The organism is Saccharopolyspora shandongensis, assembly GCF_900106995.1.
In the GTDB taxonomy this organism is placed as follows: domain Bacteria; phylum Actinomycetota; class Actinomycetes; order Mycobacteriales; family Pseudonocardiaceae; genus Saccharopolyspora; species Saccharopolyspora shandongensis.
Window position 1 is genome coordinate 1 of sequence record NZ_FNOK01000052.1, and the last position, 21838, is coordinate 21838.

The following is a 21838-nucleotide window of genomic DNA, read 5'->3' on the forward strand; positions in this document are numbered from 1 at the left end:
GAAGAGGTCGCCGCCTCCGAAGCGGCCCACGCGGACCGCAACCTGGCCCTGACCCATTTCATGGCGTCCTACGGCAACATGCGCAACCCGGTGGCGACCGTGCTCGACCAGTACGTCCGGCAGTGTGCGATCGAGATGAGCTGCCGGGACCTGGCCCTGGCGGGGCGGTTCCTCGCCGCGCGCGGTGTCCGCCGCGACGGTTCGGAGCTGGTCACCTGCCGGCAGGTCAAGCGGATCAACGCGATCATGCTCACCTGCGGGACCTACGACGCCGCCGGGGATTTCGCCTACCGGGTCGGCATCCCGGGCAAGAGCGGGGTCGGTGGCGGGATCCTCGCGATCGTGCCGGGCCGGTGCGCGATCGCGGTGTGGAGCCCGGGGCTGGACAAGCGCGGCAACTCCGTGGCCGGGGTGGCCGCGCTCGATCACTTCACCACGCTGACCGGATGGTCTGTCTTCTGACCGGGCGATCCGCCGGCGCGGAATCGCCGCGCACGTTGCGAAGCGCACGTGGCACTAGGGTCTGTTTCGAAAATCATGAGAGCCATTCGTTGATCGCTGCGATGGTGACGGCTGCTTCGTAGCGGACGGCGAGCTTGTCGTACCTGGTGGCCACGGCTCGGTTCCGTTTGAGGCGGTTGATCCCGCACTCGACAGTGTGTCGCTGCTCGTGGACGTCCTTGTCGAGTGCGGGTCGTCAGTCCTCCGCGGGAGCACCTCAGCCCGTGATCGGCTGGTTCGATCTCGACCCCGCCCGGCGGCTCCTTCTGAAGATCCCCTTTTGCTGTGCACCGGCCGCGTGCTGGTGTGCACGTGCCACTGTCGAGTCGACTGCTTTGGCGGACGCCCGGACCTCTTTCCCTTGGGCAGCAACGGTTCCAGCTTCGCCCACTGCTCATTGGTCAGATCACCACGCTCCGCAAGACGAGATCATCTCAAAAACCTTGATCAACTTATGAATTTGACCTGACAACTACCGTCGCGGCCGTGTTTGAGAGAAGTTCACTGATCGTTACCGGGTTATATCTACGCTCCTGGCTGCCATGAATGGACGCGAAAGCACAGTGGAAGCACCGCCGTTTGCCTTTTCGGTGGTCTTGGCCGCGAGGTCGGCCGGTGTGCTGTCGCCCTCATAAGGAAGCACCAGAATGCGCATATCGCGCTCAAGCATTCGAGGCCTGATGGCCTCGGCCCTGCTAGCAAGCATCGCCCTCCCGGGGGCCATCGCCGCGGCCGCGGAGGCTCCGGACGCACCTTCGAGCACCGAGTCTTCTGTTGTCGTGGGATCCACCGCAGTTCCCCGGCCGGACCACGTGGTCATGGTGATGATGGAGAACAAGGGCTACGACGACATCCTCAACAACCCGTCCACCAAGCCTCAGGACCAGGTGCCGTACATCAAGTCCCTGGAGACCCAGGGCGCGTCGTTCACCAGTTCGTATGGCGTTACGCACCCGAGTCTGCCGAATTACTACTCGCTGTTGTCCGGCTCGGACATCGTGAAGACCAGCGCCTGGCCCGCTCCGGAGTCCGTCGACACCGACAATCTCCCCAACCAGCTGGTGACCCACGGGTACAGCTTCGCCGACTATGCCGACCAGGGGCGCCCCACGCAGTGGCTCCGCTACAAGAACATTCCGGGCACTGCGGACAACCTGAACCCGATGGACAAGAGGCTGGCGGACTTCCCGACCACACCGGCCGGTTTCGAAGCGCTTCCCACCGTCTCCTTTGTCGTCGGCAATGGCGACCAGAGCATGCACGACGGCACCCTCGCCCAAGGTGACGCCTGGGTCAAAGCCAAGTTCGACTCCTACATCCAGTGGGCCAAGACGCACAACAGCCTCTTCATCCTGACCTGGGACGAGGACGACTTCACCCCGGCCAACCACATCCCGACGATCATGGTCGGGCCGATGGCCAGGGCCAGCGAGTACGACCAGAAGATCAACCACTACAACGTGCTGCGCACGCTGCTGGACATGTACGGCCTGGACCACATCAACCACACTGCCGACGCGGACGTCTCCACGATCACAGACCCGTGGGATCTGTCGAAGACCGAGCCCCTGCGCGGCATGGCCGGGCGCTGCCTGGAAAACCACCAGACCAACCCGGCCGAGCCGGGCGCGCTCGGTATGTGGCACTGCGAAGCCGCCGCCAACCAGCAGTGGATCAGGCACGCGGACGGCACGATCCGCCAGTCCGGCAAGTGCCTTGCCGCCACCCCGGACGGGAACACGACCGGACTCGCCGACTGCGACGGCACCCCCGCGCAGACCTGGCAGCCCAAGGCCGACGGTTCCCTGCTCAACCAGGCGTCTGGCCGCTGCCTGACCGTCCCCGGCCCGGACATCGCCAACGGAACCCCGGCAGAACTCCGGGACTGCGATGGCAAGCTCCAGCAAAGGTGGGAGGTGCCCGGCTTCGTGGGGGTGCATCACTCGCTCACAGTCGACACGCCCTCGGTCTTCAAGCCCGGCTCCGCCGTCACTGTGACGACCACCTACACCAACGACAGCAGCCCGGTGGCGCTTTCGGACGCCTCCGTCAGCCTCACCGTGCCCAGCGGCTGGACGGCCGAGCCAACCTCGCCCACCACGTTCAATCAGGTCCAGCCCGACCAGTCGGTGAAGACCACCTGGGCGGTCACCGCCCCCGCGGACGCAAAGCCCGATGCCTACACACTGTCCGCACAGGCCACCTACAAGAACGCCAAGAACACCGACAAGGGCACCGGCACCACCTTCCACCCGGCGATAGTCCCCCAAGGACAGATGCGGGTGGCCGAGGTCGACAGCGAGGAGACCGTCGGGGAGGACGGCCGCGCAGCGAACGTCCTGGACGGTAACCCGGCCACCATCTGGCACACCCGCTGGTACGGAGAAAAGGACCCGCTGCCGCACCACATCGTGCTCGACCTCGGTGAAGAGCTCGAGGTCACCGGCCTGCGTTACCTGCCCCGCCAGACGGGCGTCAACGGCCGGATAGCCGGATACGAGGTCTGGGCGAGCACGGACCGCACCGCGTGGACCAACCTCGCGACCGGGACCTTCGCGAACACCACGGCCGAGCAGACCGTCACTCTGAACGGCACGCCGGCCCGCTACCTCAAGCTCGTCGCCACGTCCTCGCACGCCGGACCGTACACATCGGCCGCCGAGCTGAACGTCACCCGAGCAGTGCACTGACCACGTGGAGGGGCCGGTTCGCGGCGTGCGGCGGGGCGGCCCCTCCGACGATCATGCCGTCATCGCATGGACGGCTGCGCCGGGTCCCGCACGGACGAGGGTGAGCAATTTCCTGTCCGCCGGGTTTTGTCCGGTGTGGCGCGGATCAAGTCGTCGTTGCCGGGTTGCCAGTGGAGTGGGAGCTTGTCGTCGCGGGTTGCGATCGCCCGGATTTGCTTGCAGCGGTGGAATCCTCGCTCGGCTGCGCTGATATCGCTGGAGCATCGAACGATGGGGGCCGCCCACCGGCTGATCCCTTGCGCACCCGATTCAAGGGCACTCCGGGAAACGGGGTGCCCCACTGCTTCGTGCCACCACGTTGCGCGTCTCAGCCCCCGGCGCGGGGACCGAGCACCACCGGCAACGTGCGCGGGGCGTGCACGTGGACGCTGCGGCGGTAGGTCAGGTCGGCCGGGTCGGCCACGACGCGCAGTCGCGGGAAGCGATTGAACAGGGCGGCCAGCCCGACCTCGCCCTCCAGCCGGACCAGCGCGGCACCCAGGCATCGGTGGATGCCGTAGCCGAAGGCGAGGTGGCCGGCGGTGTTGCGGTCCGGGTCCAGCACCTCCGGATCACCGAACCGCGCCGGGTCGCGGTTGGCCGCACCCGTGGACAGGGTGACCGATGCACCCCTGGGGATCGTGACCCCGCCGATCTCCAGATCCTCGGTGGCGAACCGCAACGAGGCGTTGAGGGCCGGCGAGAGCCAGCGCAGCAACTCCTCGATCAGCGACGGCACCGACTCGGGCCTGGCGAGTCGCTCGCGCGCGGAGTCGTCGGCCACCAGGGCGCGGACGCTGTTGGTGATGAACACCGCAGTGGTCTCGTGGCCAGCCATCAGCAGCAGCATCGCCATCGCCACGATCTCCAGGTCGGAGAGCCGGTCACCCTCGTCGGACGCCGAGATCAGCGCGGAGAGCAATGCATCGTCGGGCGCGGCGCGCTTGGCCGCGACCAGCCCCTCCAGGTAAGTGGCCATCTGCGTGGAGGCACGTTCCAGCTCGGGCTCGGGGCATTCGTCGATGAGGACGGTGGACAGCCGCGCGAACTCGTCACGATCGATCTCGGGGACGCCGAGCAGTTCGCTGATCACCACCATCGGCAGCACGATCGCGTAACGCGCCACGAGATCGATCGGTTCGTCCTCGGGCAGATCCGCCAGCAGTTCTTCGGCGACGGACTCGACGCGCGGGCGCAGCGTGGCGATCCGGCGAGCGGTGAACGCCTGGGTGACCAGGCTGCGCAGCCGGGTGTGCTCAGGCGGGTCGAGCGAGGTCAGCATGTGCGACATCGGGGCAGGCAGCCCAGGCGGTGCGGACGCGCGTTCCTCGGCGGGCAGGCTGGACCGCCAGTCCTTCGCCAGCCGCTCGTCGGCGAGCCCCGCCCGCACGTCGTCGTAGCGGGTGACCAGCCAGGTCCGCCCGCCCTCGAAGTCGACCTCGCGGACGGGACAGGTCTCGCGCGTCCCGGCGAGCGCCGCGTGCGGGTCTCGCCAGTAGTGCTCGGTGAAGGAATCCTCTTGCGTCGCACCTGTCATGGGGTTCTCCGTTCCTTGGGGTGTGCCGTGCGGCGATGCCGGAATACCTGTGGGATCAGCGCACCGCATCCCGGTAGCGGCCGAGCGCGCGAAGGGCCATGCCCTGCGTGAACGCGGGGTTGCTGTATCGGCTCACGTAGCGCACGTACTCGTGGACGCTCTCCGCCGGCCACCCACCGCCAGGCGTCCGCCTCGCCAGCAACCAGTCCACCCCGGGACGCACGGAAGCCGGACCGGCGCCCGAGGCCAGCAGGCCCGAGATCGCCCAGCCGGTCTCTTCGACGGTGGCGGGCGCACCATGCCCGTCGCCCCACGAACCGTCGGACAGCCGGGCACTTTCCAGCCATGCCCTCGCGCGGCGGGCCGTTCCGTCGTCCGCCAAACCGGCTTTGGAGAAGGTTTCGAGCACCGCGGCGGTAGCCATCGTGTGGTGCCGGTACCACACCGACTCGAAGGCGCCGTCCGGCAACTGGGCCTTGGCGAGCCAGCGCAGCGCGCGGCGAACCCGCCGGTCATCCGCCGGGACACCCGCGTCGAGCAGCGCATCGACGGCCTGCACGGTGGTCATCGGGCACGGCCCGCTGTTGGCGACCTTGGTGTTGCGCACGCAGAGACCCCAGGAGCCGCGAGTGTCCTGCAACCGGGTCAGCCAGTCGACACCGCGCTCGACCGCCCCGGCCTGCCCCTCGCCGGGCAGCCGGCACAGCACGGAAAGGATCTCGCTCGTCTCCAAGGTCGAGGGCCAGCCCTCGGTGCCCGCCCAGCCCCAGTAGCCCGGCGGGCACCCGAACGCGAGGAACGGGCGATGCTGCTGGAGGCGCACGAACAGCCCGGCCGACGCGGCCAGCCTCGGGTCGTCGGCGTAGCCGGCCTCGGCAAGACCGCGCGCGGCGTACATCGTCCACGCCGCGTCGAGCGGTCCGGTCTGCCACCAGCCGTCGGGGTCCATCGTCCGGCGAAACCACTTGACCGCGGCTTCGACCATGTCCGGCGCCAGTTCCGCGCGGGCCAGACCGGTGCAGACCAGGCCGGTGACCCAGGCGTTTTCGCACCACGCCCCGGTCGAGCCCTCGTGCTCGTAGACCTGCCGGATCGCCTTCAGCGCGTTCGGTTCCCCCAGCCGGGCCAGCACCTGCTGGAAGCGGGTGAGGGGCTTGTGCCGGGCCTGGGCGAGGCCGAGCGCGAACGCCATCGGCACACGCAGGTCGAACAGCCTGCGGTACAGGCCCGGCAACAGCGCCACCTCCAGAGGGAAGCGGCGCATTTCCTCGGGAGCAAGCCAGCCGACGAAGCCGTAGTACTGCCGGCACCACGAGACGACCTCGGGGTGCGGGATCGCGTCCAGGCCGCCGAAATCCGTCATCCAGCGCTGCCCGGCCGCCACCGACGCGGAGCTGCCCACCGGGTCGACCAGGTGGAGCACGGCCGAACTGACGGCCGTCGGCCCGGCCTCGCTGGACAGGCCGGGAACCATCGCCCAACCGCCATCGGCGTTCTGCGTTCGCCTGAGCCACCCGGCGCCCGCCGCGATCAGGTCCGCACTGCCTTCCGGGTCGGCGTAATGCAGCGCGGACAGCGCACCGACCGTCCCCAGCGTCGAGGTCAGGTTGTCCTCGCTGTAGTCGAACACGCCGTCGGCACGCTGAGCGAGGAACAGCGCCTCCGCGCCCTCACGGATCGCTTCGTCGAGCACGTCCGTGAACGGATCAGGGTCGGCCTGCACCGTCGTCATGCGGATTCCTCCAGCCCGGTCGTGGTATTCGGCAACTCGTGGCGGGGTGCGGCGGCCCGGAAGGGATTTCTTCGAACCGGTGAGCACCCGCACCTGTGCGCGTACCCACCACAACCGCCGACCAGGTGACGACCTGTTGATCGGGCAGGTCGTCACCTGGTCGGCGTCGTGGTCGCGGATATCGGTCGCGGATATCGGGCGAAATGCGTTGTCCACTACCCGATTTTGCGCGTGCTTCACCATACTCGACCACTCCTGGCTCGACCAGGTTTTCGCGCGAAGTGTCTACAATGAGCCAGATCGAGACCGAGGAGTCCGGGACCGGAGCACGCCGACCTCACTTTTCATTGGTATACCGGCGATTTCGTGCATATCGGTATACTGCCGGTTCGCCGCCGTCGCCCTGCCCGCGATACACCGCAGGTGGGGCATCTTCAAGTTGATGGACATTCAGGGCTTTCGGGCAACACCATTGCCCATTCGCGCCTTTCTTGGTGTGAACCTGTTGACACGATGACGTCCGGTCTGCGGTAATCAAGATCAATATCACAAGTCCTCGACGAAGAGACGGATGCACCCTGGTCCGCGCCGGACCAGGGAGTCGGCAGCCTGTTCCCCGCATCGCCCCGACAGGAAAGGTGTCCGGGACGAGCGGGGCTTCCTGGTGAAGGTTTTCCCTTGCCGAAGGAGTGAACTTGGAGATCGCAGGCCACGGGTCCCCCGCCCGCGATGCACGCTTACCGAACGATTCTCCTCCGGACGCGGTGTCGCTCGACGGCACGCGCCACGAGCCCGCGGGCTCATCGCGCACCCGTTTCGCGGCCGGCCGACCCGGAATCCTCTGATCCACCCGGCCTGAATCCCGGTCTTCCTCGTTTCGGTCAAGCCTGTTCGCCTTTCGCGGCCCCAGCTGCCGCGACCGGACTCCGCTTGCGCGGTGAGAGCGTGCGCACGTTATGAACGGAGATCAGCCTGTGACTACCATCCGGCACCAGTTGTCCCTGAACGAGAACTTCGCGGCACCACTGCCCGGAGTGCGCGAGGCCATTGTGGACGGAGCCGGTCGGGTCAACCTGACGCTCGACGCCATGTCCACCGGGTTGACGCAGGCGATCGCCGGACATCTCGGGGTGGATTCCGCGCGGGTGTTCGTCGGCCCCGGTTCGGGGGCGCTCCTGCAGCAGTTCCTCACCGCCTTCGCGGGCGGCGGCGAGGTCGTGCACGCGTGGCCGTCGTTCGAGATGTATCCGCTGCTGGTGCGCAATGCGGGCGCCACGGCGGTGCCGGTGGCGCTCCGGGAGGACACTCACGACCTGGTGGCGATGGCCGACGCCGTCACCGAGCGGACCAAGGTCGTGCTGCTGTGCAATCCGAACAACCCGACCGGAACCGTGTTCGGCGAGGCCGAGATGCGGACGTTCCTGGACCGCCTGCCCGCCGGCGTCCTCGTGCTGATCGACGAGGCGTACGCCGATTTCGCCGATCAATCCGCGATCGCCAACGGCATCCGGCTCGCCGGCGAAGATCCGCGCGTTTGCGTGGTGCGCACCTTCTCCAAGTCCCACGGGCTGCTCGGGCTCCGGGTCGGTTACCTGATCGCCGACGAGGCAGTGGTCGCCGGACTCCGGCCCGGCTCGTACTTCTTCCGGGTCAGCACCGTGGCACAGGATGCCGCGATCACCGCGCTGCGCGCCGAGGAGGTGATGCGAAGGCAGTGCGCCGAAGTCGCCGCAGAACGCGACCGGGTGCACGCGCGGTTGCTCGCGCTCGGCCTGGAGGTGCCCCGCAGCCACGGCAACTTCCACTGGCTGACGCTCGGCGAGGCGAACGAGTCCTTCGTGCGTTTCTGCGCGGCCGGTGGCATCGAGGTGCGGACGCTCGCCGGCGGCACCGGGGTCCGGGTGACGGTCGGCACTCCCGAGGCCAACGACGCATTGCTCGAACTCACCCGGAGTTTCCTGCACGGCGACGAACCGCCGGGCGGCGACTCCCAGGTGCGGCAGCCGGTTTCCGTCGATCGCGCGTGACATGACCAACACCGAAACCTACGCGGTGCCCGCCGGATTCGGCTCCCCGGAACTGATCGGGCTGCTCAACCGCGAGATGCGGAAAAGGTGGTCGGCGGTCGCGGATCGGATCGAGCAGATGGCCGGCTACGCACTGCTGGCGCCCGGCAAGATGCTGCGACCGATGCTGCTGCTCACCTCGGCTGAGGCCACCGGCGGCGACAGCGCACAGCTGTTACCGGCCGCCTTGGCCGTGGAATACCTGCACGTGGCCACACTGGTGCACGACGACATCATCGACGATGACGAGCTGCGCCGGGGCCGGCCCACCGTGCACGCCCATTACGGCGTGCCCGACGCGCTGGTCGCGGGCGACTTCCTGATCCTGAACATGACCAGCGCGCTCCTCGAATGCACGGCCGTGCAGCCGGCCGCCGTGCTGGAGGCGGCCCGGGTCCTGTCCACCGCGGGATCCGATGTGTGCCGGGGGCAGGTCCGGGAAGCCGGCATGGCAGGCGATCTGAACTGCGCCGTCGGCGACTACCAGGAGATGGTGGCGCTCAAGACCGGCGCGCTGTTCCGGGGCGCCTGCCGGGCCGGGGCGATTCTCGGCGGCGCCACCGCCGAACACGCCGACGCCGTCACCCGGTACGCCGAGCATCTCGGCGTGGGTTTCCAGATCTTCGACGATCTGCTGCCCTACCTGGCCGATTCCCCGACGACGGGCAAGCCGGGCACCAGCGACGTGGCCAACATGCGCCCCACATTCCCGGTGCTCGTCGGCTACCAAGCCGCCGGGGACGGCGACCGGCGCCGGTTCGCCGAGGCGTTGTCCGGCCGGCTGCCGGTCGCGGATTCGCACCGGCTCATGCGGGAGCTCCTGATCACGACCGGAGCGCTGGACCTCAGCCGGGCGCGCGCCGCCGAAGAGATCGCCCGGGCCCGCGAGAGCATCGCGGACCTGCCGGGGACGGCGGCGGTCGAACAGATGCTGGCCATCGCCGATCTGTCCATCGCCCGGAACCGGTAGGCCATGCGCGACCGATGGGCGGGAGCGCGCCGAAGCCTGTGGGCGCACGTGCAGACCTGCCGGCCGTACACGCTCTGCTATCCGGTGCTCGTGGGCGTCGCGGGCGCCGGTGTCGGCGGCGCGGCCGGGCTCGTCGAGTTCGTCATCGCCGGCTGCGGGACCGCGTTCGGCTGGCTGTCCGGGCACTACCTCGGTGACTACTTCGACCGGGAGCTGGACCGGGTCGCGAAACCGCAGCGGCCCATCCCGTCCGGAAGGCTGACGGCCGGGACCGCGCTCGCCTGCGGCACCGGGTTCGCGGTCGGCGCGGCGGCGTTGCTGGCCTGGGCGAACTGGCGGACGCTGCTGCTGGTGGTCGCGGCGCTGGGCGGAATCGTGGCCTACAGCAGGTTCTGCAAGGCCCGTGGTCTCTCCGGGAACCTGGTGCGCGGCCTGATCACCGCGCTGGCCTTCCTGATCGGCGCCATGGTCGTGGATCCGCTGCCCGGTTGGCCGGCAGTCGCGTTCGCCGTGGTCTTCCTGCTGCACGACACGGCGTCCAATCTGGTCGGCACGCTCCGCGACGTCGACGGCGATCGCGCCGCCGGTTACCGGTCGGTGCCCGTGCGAAACGGGATGCGCTACGCCACCCGGCTGATCACAGTCCTATACGTCTCGGCGATCGTCACCGCCGCATTCGGCATCTTGCTGCCGCACCGGCCCGGCTACCCGGTGCTGCTCGCCGTAGCGGCCTGCGTCGGCCTGGTCGCGGTGCTACCGCTGCTGTGGCTGGCGCCGACGCTGAGCCAGGCCCGTGCGTTGCGGGCACATGAGCTCCTGGTAGCCGAACGCCTCGTTCTCGCCGGCGCGGTACTCGCTCGCACCGTCCCCGCGTTCGCGGTCGGCTCGCTGCTCGTCCTGGCGCTGGTTTTCAGCCTGTGGACCCAGGCCGCGATGCGGTCGAAACACGAAATCGCCGACGACGACAGGGAGACCCAGCCGACATGAACTCTCCGGCTTCCGAGAAAGTCGGCACCGAGCGTGCGGACGTCGTGGTCTGCGGGGCGGGTGTGGGCGGCCTGGCCGCCGCACATGCGCTCGGCGCACTGGGGCTGCGGGTTGTGGTCGTCGAGAAGCAACCAAAGGTGCCCCAGATACCGAAGGGCGAGGTGCTGCAGCCCGGGGCGTTGAAGATCCTGGATGCGTGGGGGGTCACCAAACGCCTGGAACATCTAGGCGCGGTAAGGCTTTCCGCGCTGGTCGCCTGCGAGGGCCGGGGCGACGCCCGGATGTCGCTGGACTACACGCAGTTGCCGGACGCGACCAACTGGCTGCTGTCGGCCGACCACGAGTCGATCCTGGGCGCCCTCGCCGAAAGCCTGCCGGAGACCGTCGGGCTTCGCCGCGGTGTGACGGTCCGCGAGGCGGTTCGCGACGACAATGGACGAATCACCGGAGTGACCGTGCGGGAAGGCGGAGATGCGTACGAAATCCGCGCACCGCTGGTGATCGCGGCCGACGGCGTTTCATCGCGGCTTCGGCGTGCGGCGGGTATCGAGGCGAACCGGAAGGACTACCCGCACCGGCTGGTCGCCCTCGACATCCCCGACGTGCCCGGCGCGGCGGCGGAGGTGACCGCCTACGTCACCGACCGTGGTCTGCGAATGCGCTATCCGCTGCCCGGGAACCGGATCCGGCTCTACGTCCAGGTAGAACCGAACGAGCTCCGGGGCATGGCACACGACGCGCTGCGGAGCTGGGGTGACGCGCTGATCGCGGAACTGCCCGATCTGGCGACGTTCGAGGACCAATTGCGGGGCAGTCTGCACGACCGGCAAACGTTTCCGGTGGCCCGGTTCGTCGCCGACGGCCTGTCCGTGCCCGGCATGGCGCTGGTCGGCGAATCGGCACATTCGGTGCATCCGATGGCGGCGCAAGGCATGAACAGCGCCATCTACGACGCCCACGCCCTGAGCGCATGCATCGCCGACCGGTCCCAGTCCCTCGAAGAGTCCGATGTGGACATCGCGTTGCGCGAGTACCAGCTTCGACGCCTGCCCGAACTGCTCCAGATCGGCAAGATCAGCCACAACGCCGCGCGCATGCTGACCGACCTGTCGTGGGTGGGCCGCACGATCGGCCGGCGGGCACTGCGGAACACCGGCGCGAACCAGCGGCTCAGCTTCACCGTCATGCACAACCTTGCCGGTCTCGGCCTGCACCGGCTTTCGCCGTTCGACCGGCTCTGCCAGCTCGGGTTGCTGCCAGATCCGCTGGCACGGCGCCGGCCCGGATGGGCATGAGGACCGGCGCCGAGCCGGGGGCGTCACTGCGGCCTGCACTCCACGACGACGAGGCCGCCGGGCCAGGTGCGGGTCTCGATCAGGCTCAGCCCCGCCTTGTCCACCAGCGCCTCGAAGTCCGCGACGCTGCGTTCCTGGCCGCCCAGCAGGACCAGGGACTGCAGGTCGAAGGACGTGTTCTGCTTGGCGTGGTCATCGCCGGCGAGAACTTCCACGACCAGTACCCGGCTGTTGTCGCCGGCGGCTTCGGCGCAGCGCCGAAGAATCCGCACCGCGTCCTCGTCGTTCCAGTCCGTGATCACGCGGGAGACCAGGTAGACGTCCCGGCCGGGCGGCAGCGGGTCGAAGAAACTGCCCGGCACGAACGAGATCTGCCCTGCCACGCCCGCCTCGGTCAAGAACTGTTCGGCCTCCGGGGCGACCGCCGGCAGATCGAGCACCTCACCGCCGAGGTGCGGATTGGCCCGGACGATCTCGGCGAGCAGGGCACCGTGCCCGCCGCCGACGTCGATGGCGGTCCGCGCTCCCGTCCAGTCGAACTCCGTGGCGAGCACCGGCCCGGTCTGCCAGGCGTAGGCGACCATGACGCCGCCGAAGAAGCGCCGAAGGTCGTCGTTTCGCTGGTAGTCGTCCCAGAACGGGGTGCCGTGCACCGTCCCGTAGGCCGACGTGCCGGTGCGGATGGAGTGCAGCATGCCGCTGAACGCCAGGTCCATCCGGGTGCCCGGGCCTTCCAGGTCGAGCCAGTCCCGCAACCATTTGCCGTCCTCGGAGAGCAGCTGCCGGGACAATGCCGTCAGTCCGTAGTTGCCCGGCTCGGTCTCGGCGAACAGTCCGATGTGGACGAGGTGGCGCAGAAGTCGGGCCAGGGATTCCCGGTGTGCTCCCGTGGCGGTCGCGAGCGGACCGAGTTCGGTCGTGCCCCCGGACACCAGCTCCGGCAACCGCAGCGTCACCGCGACGCGAATGGCGAAAGGTGTTGCCAGATCGATGAGTCTGGTCAGTTCGAGACTCGTCTCGGTGACAGCATCTTGAGATTCCGCGGAATCCATGGACACCTGTTTCCCTTCGGATTGAGGACTCGACCGCCTCCGTCTTTCCATCCTTACCGGCCGCCGGTCGCCGCGTCAACGATCGTGATCACAAAGGGAGCCGCATCGGATACTCCGGTGCGGGCTCGCGCAAGCATGCCAGGAATATGCGAGTACACAAGGAAGATGAGGTGACCGTCCAATGGCGAGCAACGACATCGACGTACGTCCCGTTTCCGGCGCGCTGGGCGCCGAGGTGCGTGGCCTGGACCTGGAGAAGCTGACCGAGGAATCCTTCGCGCGGCTGCACGATCTGCTCATGGAGAACCTCGTGCTGTTCTTCCCGGAGGCCGATCCGCTCTCCGCCGAGGCGCACAAGAACTTCGGCCGTTTCCTGGGAGAACTGGAGGTTCATCCGTTCCTGCCCAAAATGGACGGACATCAGGAGATCGTGGTGCTCGACTCCGATCAGGGCGCGAAGGCCGACGTCTGGCACACCGACGTGACCTTCCAGGCGAATCCGCCGATCGCGTCCATCCTGCAGATCGTGCAGTGTCCACCGCGCGGTGGCGACACGATGTGGAGCAACCAGTACCTGGCCTACGAGGCCCTCTCCGCGCCGCTCAGGGACTTCCTGGACGGGCTGACGGCCGTGCATGCCTTCACGCACCCGAACGGCACCTCCTTCGAGGCCGAGCACCCGGTGGTGCGCGTGCATCCGGTGACCGGCAGGCGATCGCTGTACGTGAACCGGATGTTCACCATGCACTTCCCCCAGCTGCGCCGGGCGGAAAGCGATGCGCTGCTCGAACATCTCTTCGCCGTGGCGGAGCGTCCGGAGAACATCTGCCGGTTCGGCTGGAAGCCGGGCGGGATCGCCATGTGGGACAACAGGGTCACCCAGCACTACGCCGTCAACGACTACACCGAACGCCGTGTCGGGCACCGGGTGACGATCCTGGGTGACGAACCGAAGGGCGACGAGCCACGCTGGCCGCACCTCTCGGACACCGGACGCACCGCCGCCGACTTCCGTCAGCAAGCCAAGGCATGACGGCAGCGGCCTGCCGAGGCCGCCCCGATGTGCGTCGTCCTGTCCCCGGCCTGGACACCAAGGGCGAAACCCCACCGGTGAAACCACCGGTGGGGTTCTGATCTGGGCAGATGGTGTGCACGAGTCGTGCGGTCCCTTCGGCCGACGACCGGGCTACCGGTCCGCGGAACGTGCGGAGCCCGGCAGGAAGGCGGCGATCAGCAGGGCGACGAGCGCGGCGACCGCGCCGATGGTCAGCACGACGCGGAACCCGTTGAGCGAGGGGACTGCCGCGCTGCCCAGGTCGATCGTCAGATGCGCAAGCACGACCCCCGCGACCGAACTGGACAGCGAGGTGCCGATGGAGCGCATCAGCGTGTTGAGGCTGTTGGCCGCCGCGGTCTCGGACACCGGCACGGCGGCCATGATGAGCCCGGGCATCGCGGCGTAGGCGAGTCCGACGCCGACACCGACGATGCTGGAGACGACCACGAGCTGCCAGATGCTTGACATCATCACCTGGCTCAAGCCGTACCCGATGGCGACCACGAGCGCGCCGGCCATCAGCGTGACCTTCGGCCCCCTGGTCCGCGAGATCCGCGCCGACACCGGCGCCATCGCCATCATGATCAGCCCGTTCGGCGCCATCACCAGGCCCGCCACGAGGAGCGACTGCCCGAGCCCGTATCCGGTGGCCACGGGCAGTTGCAGCAGTTGCGGGACGACCAGGGACATCGCGAACATCGCGAACCCGAACACCACGGAAGCGATGTTGGTGAGCAGCACCTGGCGGCGCACGGTGGTGCGCAGGTCGACCAGCGGCTGCGGCGCGCGCAGTTCCCACCAGCCCCACACCGCCAGCACCGCCAGTCCGGCGACGAGCAGTCCGGGAGTCAAACCGCCGGTCCAACCCCAGTCCGCGCCCTTGGAGATCACCAGCAGCAGGCACAGCAACGCGACCGACAGGCCCACCGCGCCCGGCAGGTCGAACCGCCCGCCGGTGCGGACCCGCGACTCTGGCACGAGCGCGATCACGAGCACTGCGCCGACGGCGCCGAGAGCCGCGGCCACCCAGAACAGGGTGCGCCAGTCGGCGTTCTCGGCGATGAACGCCGCCACGGGCAGCCCCAGCGCCGCGCCGACGCCGAGGGAGGCGGTCATCACCGCGGTCGCGCCGCTGAGCCGTTCCGGCGGCAGCTCGTCGCGCATGATGCTGACGCCCAGCGGGATGACGCCGGCGGACAATCCCTGCAACACCCGCCCGACCAGCATCGGGGCGAGCCCGCTCGACAGCGCGCACACGACCGAGCCCAGCACCAGCATCCCGAGGCTGAACAGCAGCATCCGCCGCTTCCCGTACATGTCGCCGAGCCGGCCGACGGTGGGCGTGGCGATGGCCGCGGCGAACAGCGCGGCGGTGATCGCCCACGCGGCATCCGCCGCGCTCGCGTTCAGCATCCCGGGCAGCTTGGGCACCAGCGGGATCATCAGGGCCAGCGTGAGCGAGACGACGATGCCGCTGAACGCCAGCACCGGGACGACGGTGCCAGACCGCACCTGCGGGGCTGCGACGGGAGGCGTGCTGGAGGCACTGGTCATGATCGGATGAGCTCCCATCGTCTGCGCGGTCGGGCGACTCCGAGTCCGGCGGGTTCCACGAAGCCTTCAACCATCGAAGCATCGCGATCATGCCGGTAGCGACTGTCTTTCCCGGACAGGAGTAGCATTTTCAGGGTTTTCCTCCACCTGTGGCGGCCGGATCACTTTCCCAGTGCCGCAAAAGCACTAGGACGCGTCCGCCGGAAGGTCGAGCGGTGGTGATCGATTGTGGTTGTGGCGCGTGGCGATTCGACGGATGCGGAGTGGGCGATCCTGGAGGCGTGGTTGATCGCCGTCGCGAGCACGAGGGTGCACAGCCACGGGTGAGCTCCCACCGGGACGCGACGCGGTGAGCGGAGCCGGCCCGTTCGCTGTTCACGAGTTCCGGGGGAGTTTCCCGAGTTCTCCCTTGAGCTCTTCCTGGGCCGTCCGGAGGTGCCTCACCAGCACGTCCCACCCGACAGCCTGTTCCGGGGCGTGCTTGCGCGTCTCGACGAAATCGACGATCGTGCGCAGCCGCTTCGCCGCCTCCGCTCGCGCCGAGTCGTCTTCGACGAACTGCATGGCCCGCTCGCACTGGAACTTCAGGATCACGATGTCACCGGCCAGCTCGACGGCCTGGTCGGCGTGCCCGCGGGCGTTGTCGCCGGCGTTCCTCGCCCAGACGCGGACCCGTTCCTCGATGTCGAACTCGGTGGGGTCCGACCGGGGCGGGGCCGGCGCGAGCTTGCGCCACGTCGCGATCAGGAACACCACGACGGCGATCGCCGGACCGACGACCGCCGCCAGCCACGGCCACGGCCACCACAGCGCGAAGATCCCGCTGAGCAACCCGAAGACGATCGCCTCGGCGACCGCCACCCGATCGCGGAACCGCTCTGGAAACGACATGTGCTCACCCGAAATCCCGGAAGACGCGTTCAAACGTCTGGTCGATGTCCAGGGGATTGGTCGTGTCGTTGTACGTGGCCTTGGTGATCCTGGAGATCTCCTGCGGCGTTTTGATGTTCTCGTCCCCCGACTGTCCATAGGGGATGGCGAAGACGGGGATCGGCGTCTCCCGGGCCTGCGGGTCGAGCTTCGCCAGCTAGGTCCGTGCTCGACGAGCGCGAGCGCCATCCGCAGCGCGACGAGGTGGTGCTGGGCGCCGTCGTGCAGGTCGCGTTCCAGCCCGCGTCGTTCCTGCTCCATCTCCACTGTCGCGCGCCACCCGTCGTCGGCCAGCTCGCGCGCCGCGGCATCGCCGTCGCGGCGCAGCCGGTCGGTCTCGGTGGCCAGGCGGACCGCCGCCAGCGGCGCGCCGAGCACCGCTGCGAGCGCGGTCACCGGCCCGGCGGATTCCGGTGCGAGGGCGCGGATCCCCTGCAGCTCACCGCCGTACTCGACGGGGTGCTCTAGCCGCGGCCCGGCTCCGTGCCCCCACCGGTAGCAGTCTCCCGCAACGCTGAACGCGCATCCGGTGGCACCGAGCGCGGTGCCGACCACGTGGGCCAGATCGCGCGGGTCGGGGCGCGCCTCAGCTGCGCGAGGTACTCCGACACCGCCTCGATCGCTCGTCTTTCCTGCCCACGCACCCTGCGAAGGTATCGCGTGGTGAGAAGTGTGGGACGCCCTACCGGGCGAATGCCCGCGAAAACCGCGGAAATGGCGTGCTCAGGGCTTGTTTCCGGGGGCGCGTGTTCTGGATCACGGCCGCGAATGGGGCCCGGCGGGCTCGCGGGCCGAGGAATCAAGGGAGGAGGAGAAATCCCCGGTGCGAGGCGAGCGGGTTTGCCGATGTTCACGCTTTCGGCGCATTGCCGCTCGGATCGTCCCGAGACGAGGAGTGGGGGCGTCCGGTGTTCTCCGGACGCCCCCACTCCGGGTGCTCGGTCAGGGGTGAGTCGTCACCGCATGCGCCACAGCTCGTAAACGCCGTTGTTCGGCCGGCACTCGTGCGGCAGGTCCGCGCCCGGCCCGCCCGGTCCGCCGACCTGGTCCTGGTAGCCCTGCTCGCACGCGGCCTCGCTGTTGTACCAGTACCCGGTGTAGTACCACTCGGCCGGTGCGGCGGTCGCGGACGTCGCGGTGGCCACAAGCATGCCGAATCCCACGAAGGCGCCGGCCATGAGCTTCTTCACAGTTGATCCTCCTACGCCCGGAAAATGCGGAACTCGCATTACCGCCATGGATTGCCGCCGGCGCGCCGGTATTCCGGACTCGCGGTTGTCCGGGGTTCGGCGCGGCCGGCGGCCGCCTTTCGGGTGAACCTGCGATCGTTGCCGGGGATCGGCTGAACGCCGTCCCCGAACTCGATCGCTGCGGCCGAAGTTATCAGCGAGATGTCCGGGGCCACCGGAATTGTCCGCGGGTGGGGAAGAATGGGCAGTGGGTTTGCCCCGAGGTCCAGGAAGGGAGTGCGGAGTGAACCGCGCGCGGTGCACCGGGCCGTGCCGGATCCGCGTTCGTGCGGATTTCAGCCGCAGCAGAACATGTTGTCGCAGGGGTCGCCGACCTCGCTGCCGTAGGCCACGAAGTCCCGGACGGGGGCGAGGGCTTCCGCCGCGGTGGTGGCGTCCAGTGGTGGGGCCGTTTTGTCCAACGGCTTTCCCCAGGTGGGTGGCGTGTCGTCGATGTCGAAACGCCGATCGCCGTCGACGAACAGAGTCCACAGTGGATGATCTGGGAAGCGGTTGAGCCGCAAGACCCACGACCGGCCGTCGACGGTGGCGGCTATCGGGAAGCGCGTGTCGCCGGTTCGCCGCCATCGCGGCGTCGCGAGCAGTTCCTGCGGTGGCATGTCCTCAGTCTCGCCGAGTGATCGGGAGCGTGGAAGTCCCGGCCTGCGTCTGGATGATCCTTTTCGCGCAGTGCTGTTCCCTTGATCACTTGAGCCTTGTGCCCGTTTTGATTAGGTTAGGCTAACCCAAGTGGTCTGCTGGGTTTCGTGCTCCCGGCGCCGACCGCTCGGGAATCACGACGGAGGAGGAGCTCGCCGGCATGGCTGGACCCGCGGTACCCCTCGAACTGCCCGCCATCGCGGACGAACCGCTCGCCCTGGCATGGCCGGACGACTCGGCACGGGTCCTCGGGCCGCTGCCCACCCCGGCCGAGCTGGCCGAGCGCTTCCCGCGCGGCGAGCGGCTGCGCGCCCAGGTGACCGGGCACCGCCGCGCTGTGCGGGAGATCGTCGATGGTGCGGACGACCGGCTGCTGGTCATCGTCGGGCCGTGCTCGGTGCACGACCCGGACGCCGCGCTGCAGTACGCCCACGAGCTGGCGGCCGCCGCCGCGGCGCACGACCGCGACCTGCTGGTGGTGCTGCGCGCGTACCTGGAGAAGCCGCGAACCTCGGTCGGCTGGAAGGGCCTGCTGCACGACCCGCACCTCGCCGGCCGGGAGGACCTGGCCGAGGGGCTGGCGATCGGGCGCGAATTCCTCGTGCGCGCAGCGAATTCCGGCCTCCCGCTGGCGTACGAGTTCGTGGATCCGTTCCTCGCCCCGTACGTGCTCGACCTGGTGTCGTGGGGCGCGCTCGGCGCGCGCACGGTGGCTTCCCAGCCGCACCGGCAGCTCGCTTCGGCGTTGCCGATGCCCATCGGCATGAAGAACGGCGTGACCGGGGACGTCGAGGTCGCGATCGCCGCGGTGCGAGCCGCGCGGGCACCGCACACCTTCCCGGCGCTGGCCGCCGGCGGAGTCCCGTCCGCGGTCGTCGGCGCGGGCAATTCCGCTTGCCACGTCGTGCTTCGCGGTGGCGCGCGGCCCAACTACGACGCGGCGTCCGTCGGCGCGGCGCTCGACGAGCTGCGCGCCGCGGGCGTCGGGGCGGGCGTCGTGGTCGATGCCTCGCACGGCAACAGCGGGAAGGACCACTGGCGGCAGCCGGGCGTCGTCGAGGACGTGGCGGCGCAGGTCGCGGCGGGAAACCGCGGCCTGCTCGGAGTCATGATCGAGTCCTTCCTGGAGGAGGGCAACCAGGACGTCGCCGCGCGGCCACTGCGCCACGGCGTCAGCGTCACCGACGGCTGCCTGGACTGGCCCACCACCGCGCGCTGCCTGGACGTCCTCGCGGAGGCCGCGCGCCGCAGGCGGATCGCGTCGGTGCGGCCCCGGACGCGGCCGGTCGGGCTGTGAGCGGTCTGCGGGCCCGGTCGGCGTCAAGCACTATTCGAGAGAGGTGAGCAAGTCCTGATGAACCCGTTCGACGACCCGGAAGGCACCTTCCTGGTGCTGGTCAACGACGAGGAACAGCACTCGCTCTGGCCGGAGTTCGCCGAGATCCCGGCGGGCTGGCGGCAGGTGTTCGGCCCGGATGCCCGCGAGGCGTGCCTGGACCACATCCGGGCGAACTGGACGGACCTGCGGCCGAAGAGCCTGCGGATCGCGATGGGGGAGGGGACCGCATGACGCGCGCGGAGGCGGAGCGGATCGGGCATCTGGACCGGATCGCGCGGGTCCGGGAGGGCCGGCACGCGGAGAAGGTGGGCTACCCGATCCGGATCCGCGAGACGGAGGTCGTGCGCACCGAGATGATCGGGGCCGGGCTCCTGCGCGTCACCCTCGGCGGCCCGGGCACGGAGGGCTTCGAGGCGCACTCGCCGTGCGAGCACGTCAAGCTCATGTTCCCGGACGCGGACGGCAGGTTGCGCCTGCCCGAGCAGAACGGGCTGCTGCTGCGCTGGCCCAAGCCGTCCCCGACGTCGCGCGAGTACACGGTGCGCCGGTACGACCCCGACGCGGGCGAGATCGACATCGACATCGTGCTGCACCCCGGCGGCCTCGCCTCGGAGTGGGCACGCGCGGTCGCGCCCGGCGACGTGATGCACGTGGCGGGCCCGCCCGGCGGGCTGATCGTGCCGCACACCTACGACCGCTACCTGCTGGCCGGCGACATCACCGCGCTGCCCGCGATCGCGCGCCGGCTGGAGGAGCTGCCGCGCACCGCGAAGGGCTGGGCGTTCATCGAGGTCGCCGACCCCGACGAGGAGATCGAGCTGTCCGCGCCCGAGGACGTCGAGGTGCGGTGGCTGCACCGGGGCCCGAACCCGCCGGGCACGTGCGACGCGCTGGAGAGCGCCGTCCGGGCGGTGCCCGTGCTGGAGGGCGAGCGGCTGTACGTGTGGCTGGCGGGCGAGGCCGGCGTGCTCAAGCCGCTGCGCCGCTGGGTCAAGGGCGAGTTGGGGCTGGACAAGCGCGACTACGACGTCACGGGCTACTGGAAGCGCGGTATCGCGGACTTCGACGACGACCACGATCACCACCATCACCACCACGAGGCGTGACCGGGCGAGCGGTGGCGGCAAGTCGTTCTTGTGGACGCCGCGAACCACCGATTAAGGTTAGCCAACCCTAAATAAACCTCTAATCAAGGACACACGAATGCGTTTAGCTCGGTCTCTCGGGGGCGCCGCCGCCCTCGTCGTCGCCGCGGCCGGCCTCGCCGGCTGCGGGGCGGGCGGCTCCGCCACGACCGCGGATGCCCAGACCCGGGTCTTCGCCGCGGACAACGGCCAGATCACCATCCCGGCCAAGCCCCAGCGCGTGATCGCGACCGGGTACGCGGTGCCCGCGCTGATCGAGGCCGACGCCCCGCTGGTCGGCATCTCGGCCTGGGCGCGCGGCGTCCCGATGTTCACCCCGGAAGATCTCGCGACCTACGAGAAGCTGGACAAGGTCGCGGGCGAGTCGGCGGCGGAGACCAACTACGAGGCGATCGCCAAGGCGCGGCCCGACCTGATCGTGATCGGCGTGCCCACCCCGGTGCTCGGCGACGTCGACGTGGAGCGGCTCAAGGCGGTCGCGCCGGTCGTCGCGATCGGCCCGAAGAACCCGGCCGAGTGGCGCGAGCTCACCCGCAAGTACGCCGACGCCGCGGGCGCGCTGGAGAACTACGACGCCGCCAAGGCGGCGTACGAGGCGAAGGCCGCCGAGCTGAAGCAGAGGTACCAGCCGGTGTTGCCGGGGCTGAAGCTCGGGCACGTCGGCTCCTACGGCCAGGTGGCCAAGGGAAACTTCCAGCGCGAGTTCGACAAGTCCTGGGGCACCAGCGTCATCAACGACATCGGCGGCAAGTACTACGGCGACGTCAAGGTCAAGGGCGGCGGCTCGCGCGACGTCAGCGAGTACCCGTCCATCGAGGAGCTGCCCGCCGCGTTCGCGGAGGCCGACGCGATCACCTACTCGGTCAAGCCGGACGGCACGGTCGCCCCGGCGGTGCAGTACGTGCTCGACTCGGAGCTGTGGAAGAACCTGCCCGCGGTGAAGGCGGGCAAGGTCTTCCCGATCCGCTACACGGAGGCGGCGACCTACCCGGCGGCGATGCGCGCGCTCGACACGATCGACCAGGCGTTCGCCCCGCTGCTGGCGAAGTGATCTC

The 21838-nt window shown here is 69.3% G+C and carries 19 protein-coding genes; 12 read left to right on the top strand and 7 right to left on the bottom strand.

Features of this window, described 5'->3' with window-relative positions; translation table 11 throughout:
- Both BLW84_RS36140 and BLW84_RS36150 read left to right on the top strand, forming a co-directional pair.
- Positions 1–462, top strand: a 462-nt coding sequence (locus BLW84_RS36140) for a glutaminase (RefSeq protein WP_177226877.1), incomplete at its 5' end; no start/stop codon positions are given.
- Positions 463–1280: 818 nt separating this feature from the next.
- A complete protein-coding gene (locus BLW84_RS36150; RefSeq protein WP_177226878.1) occupies positions 1281–3191 on the top strand; it encodes an alkaline phosphatase family protein in 1911 nt (636 codons plus the stop codon).
- Positions 3192–3558: 367 nt separating this feature from the next.
- On the opposite strand, the gene BLW84_RS36155 is transcribed toward BLW84_RS36150, so the two are convergent.
- Both BLW84_RS36155 and BLW84_RS36160 read right to left on the bottom strand, forming a co-directional pair.
- Positions 3559–4767, bottom strand: a complete 1209-nt coding sequence (locus tag BLW84_RS36155; RefSeq protein WP_093275069.1) for a cytochrome P450 family protein — start codon at positions 4765–4767, stop codon at positions 3559–3561.
- A 55-nt stretch (positions 4768–4822) separates the two neighbouring features.
- Positions 4823–6499, bottom strand: coding sequence for a prenyltransferase/squalene oxidase repeat-containing protein (locus tag BLW84_RS36160; RefSeq protein WP_093275072.1), 1677 nt, complete (start codon positions 6497–6499; stop codon positions 4823–4825).
- Between the two features lie 974 nt (positions 6500–7473).
- Between BLW84_RS36160 and BLW84_RS36165 the strand changes: the two genes are divergently transcribed.
- From BLW84_RS36165 to BLW84_RS36180, 4 genes are read left to right on the top strand one after another with little or no spacing between them, the layout of a single operon-like run.
- Complete coding sequence (locus BLW84_RS36165) at positions 7474–8526, top strand: aminotransferase class I/II-fold pyridoxal phosphate-dependent enzyme (protein WP_245761630.1); 1053 nt, start codon at positions 7474–7476, stop codon at positions 8524–8526.
- Position 8527: 1 nt separating this feature from the next.
- Positions 8528–9535: a polyprenyl synthetase family protein gene (locus tag BLW84_RS36170; protein WP_093275078.1), complete on the top strand. Its 1008-nt coding sequence runs from the start codon at positions 8528–8530 to the stop codon at positions 9533–9535.
- Positions 9536–9538: 3 nt separating this feature from the next.
- On the top strand, positions 9539–10522 hold the full coding sequence (locus BLW84_RS36175; protein WP_177226879.1) for a UbiA family prenyltransferase: 984 nt from the start codon (positions 9539–9541) through the stop codon (positions 10520–10522).
- Complete coding sequence (locus BLW84_RS36180) at positions 10519–11817, top strand: FAD-dependent oxidoreductase (RefSeq protein ID WP_093275080.1); 1299 nt, start codon at positions 10519–10521, stop codon at positions 11815–11817. Before BLW84_RS36175 ends, BLW84_RS36180 begins: the two co-directional genes overlap by 4 nt.
- Before the next feature lie 23 nt (positions 11818–11840).
- Here BLW84_RS36180 and BLW84_RS36185 read toward each other — a convergent pair whose 3' ends face one another.
- On the bottom strand, positions 11841–12869 hold the full coding sequence (locus BLW84_RS36185; RefSeq protein ID WP_093275083.1) for a methyltransferase: 1029 nt from the start codon (positions 12867–12869) through the stop codon (positions 11841–11843).
- A 181-nt stretch (positions 12870–13050) separates the two neighbouring features.
- On the opposite strand from BLW84_RS36185, the gene BLW84_RS36190 reads away from it, so the two are divergent.
- The gene (locus BLW84_RS36190) at positions 13051–13902 is read left to right on the top strand and encodes a TauD/TfdA dioxygenase family protein (protein ID WP_093275086.1); all 852 of its coding nucleotides are present in this window, start codon (positions 13051–13053) and stop codon (positions 13900–13902) included.
- 153 nt (positions 13903–14055) lie between these two features.
- On the opposite strand, the gene BLW84_RS36195 is transcribed toward BLW84_RS36190, so the two are convergent.
- Both BLW84_RS36195 and BLW84_RS50525 read right to left on the bottom strand, forming a co-directional pair.
- Positions 14056–15480 (bottom strand): MFS transporter, encoded by a 1425-nt coding sequence (locus BLW84_RS36195; protein ID WP_093275089.1) that lies wholly within the window; start codon positions 15478–15480, stop codon positions 14056–14058.
- A 375-nt stretch (positions 15481–15855) separates the two neighbouring features.
- Positions 15856–16671, bottom strand: a complete 816-nt coding sequence (locus tag BLW84_RS50525) for a histidine kinase dimerization/phosphoacceptor domain-containing protein (RefSeq protein WP_143061223.1) — start codon at positions 16669–16671, stop codon at positions 15856–15858.
- Between BLW84_RS50525 and BLW84_RS47975 the strand changes: the two genes are divergently transcribed.
- Complete coding sequence (locus BLW84_RS47975) at positions 16576–16878, top strand: hypothetical protein (protein ID WP_093275096.1); 303 nt, start codon at positions 16576–16578, stop codon at positions 16876–16878. The two genes, BLW84_RS50525 and BLW84_RS47975, sit on opposite strands and share 96 nt — an antisense overlap.
- 488 nt (positions 16879–17366) lie before the next feature.
- Here BLW84_RS47975 and BLW84_RS36210 read toward each other — a convergent pair whose 3' ends face one another.
- Positions 17367–17600 carry a hypothetical protein gene (locus BLW84_RS36210; protein ID WP_093275099.1) on the bottom strand — a complete coding sequence of 78 codons (234 nt, stop codon included), beginning with the start codon at positions 17598–17600 and terminating at the stop codon, positions 17367–17369.
- A gap of 335 nt (positions 17601–17935) precedes the next feature.
- Positions 17936–18259 carry a hypothetical protein gene (locus BLW84_RS36215; RefSeq protein ID WP_093275102.1) on the bottom strand — a complete coding sequence of 108 codons (324 nt, stop codon included), beginning with the start codon at positions 18257–18259 and terminating at the stop codon, positions 17936–17938.
- A 200-nt stretch (positions 18260–18459) separates the two neighbouring features.
- On the opposite strand from BLW84_RS36215, the gene BLW84_RS36220 reads away from it, so the two are divergent.
- The 4 genes from BLW84_RS36220 (at position 18460) to BLW84_RS36235 (ending at position 21834) form a co-directional block, all read left to right on the top strand.
- Complete coding sequence (locus tag BLW84_RS36220; protein WP_093275104.1) at positions 18460–19596, top strand: 3-deoxy-7-phosphoheptulonate synthase; 1137 nt, start codon at positions 18460–18462, stop codon at positions 19594–19596.
- A gap of 54 nt (positions 19597–19650) precedes the next feature.
- Entirely contained in the window at positions 19651–19869 is a 219-nt protein-coding gene (locus BLW84_RS36225; RefSeq protein ID WP_093275107.1) for an MbtH family protein, read from the top strand.
- A complete protein-coding gene (locus BLW84_RS36230; RefSeq protein ID WP_093275110.1) occupies positions 19866–20744 on the top strand; it encodes a siderophore-interacting protein in 879 nt (292 codons plus the stop codon). Before BLW84_RS36225 ends, BLW84_RS36230 begins: the two co-directional genes overlap by 4 nt.
- A gap of 97 nt (positions 20745–20841) precedes the next feature.
- Positions 20842–21834 (top strand): ABC transporter substrate-binding protein, encoded by a 993-nt coding sequence (locus BLW84_RS36235; protein WP_093275112.1) that lies wholly within the window; start codon positions 20842–20844, stop codon positions 21832–21834.
- Positions 21835–21838 lie beyond the last annotated feature (4 nt).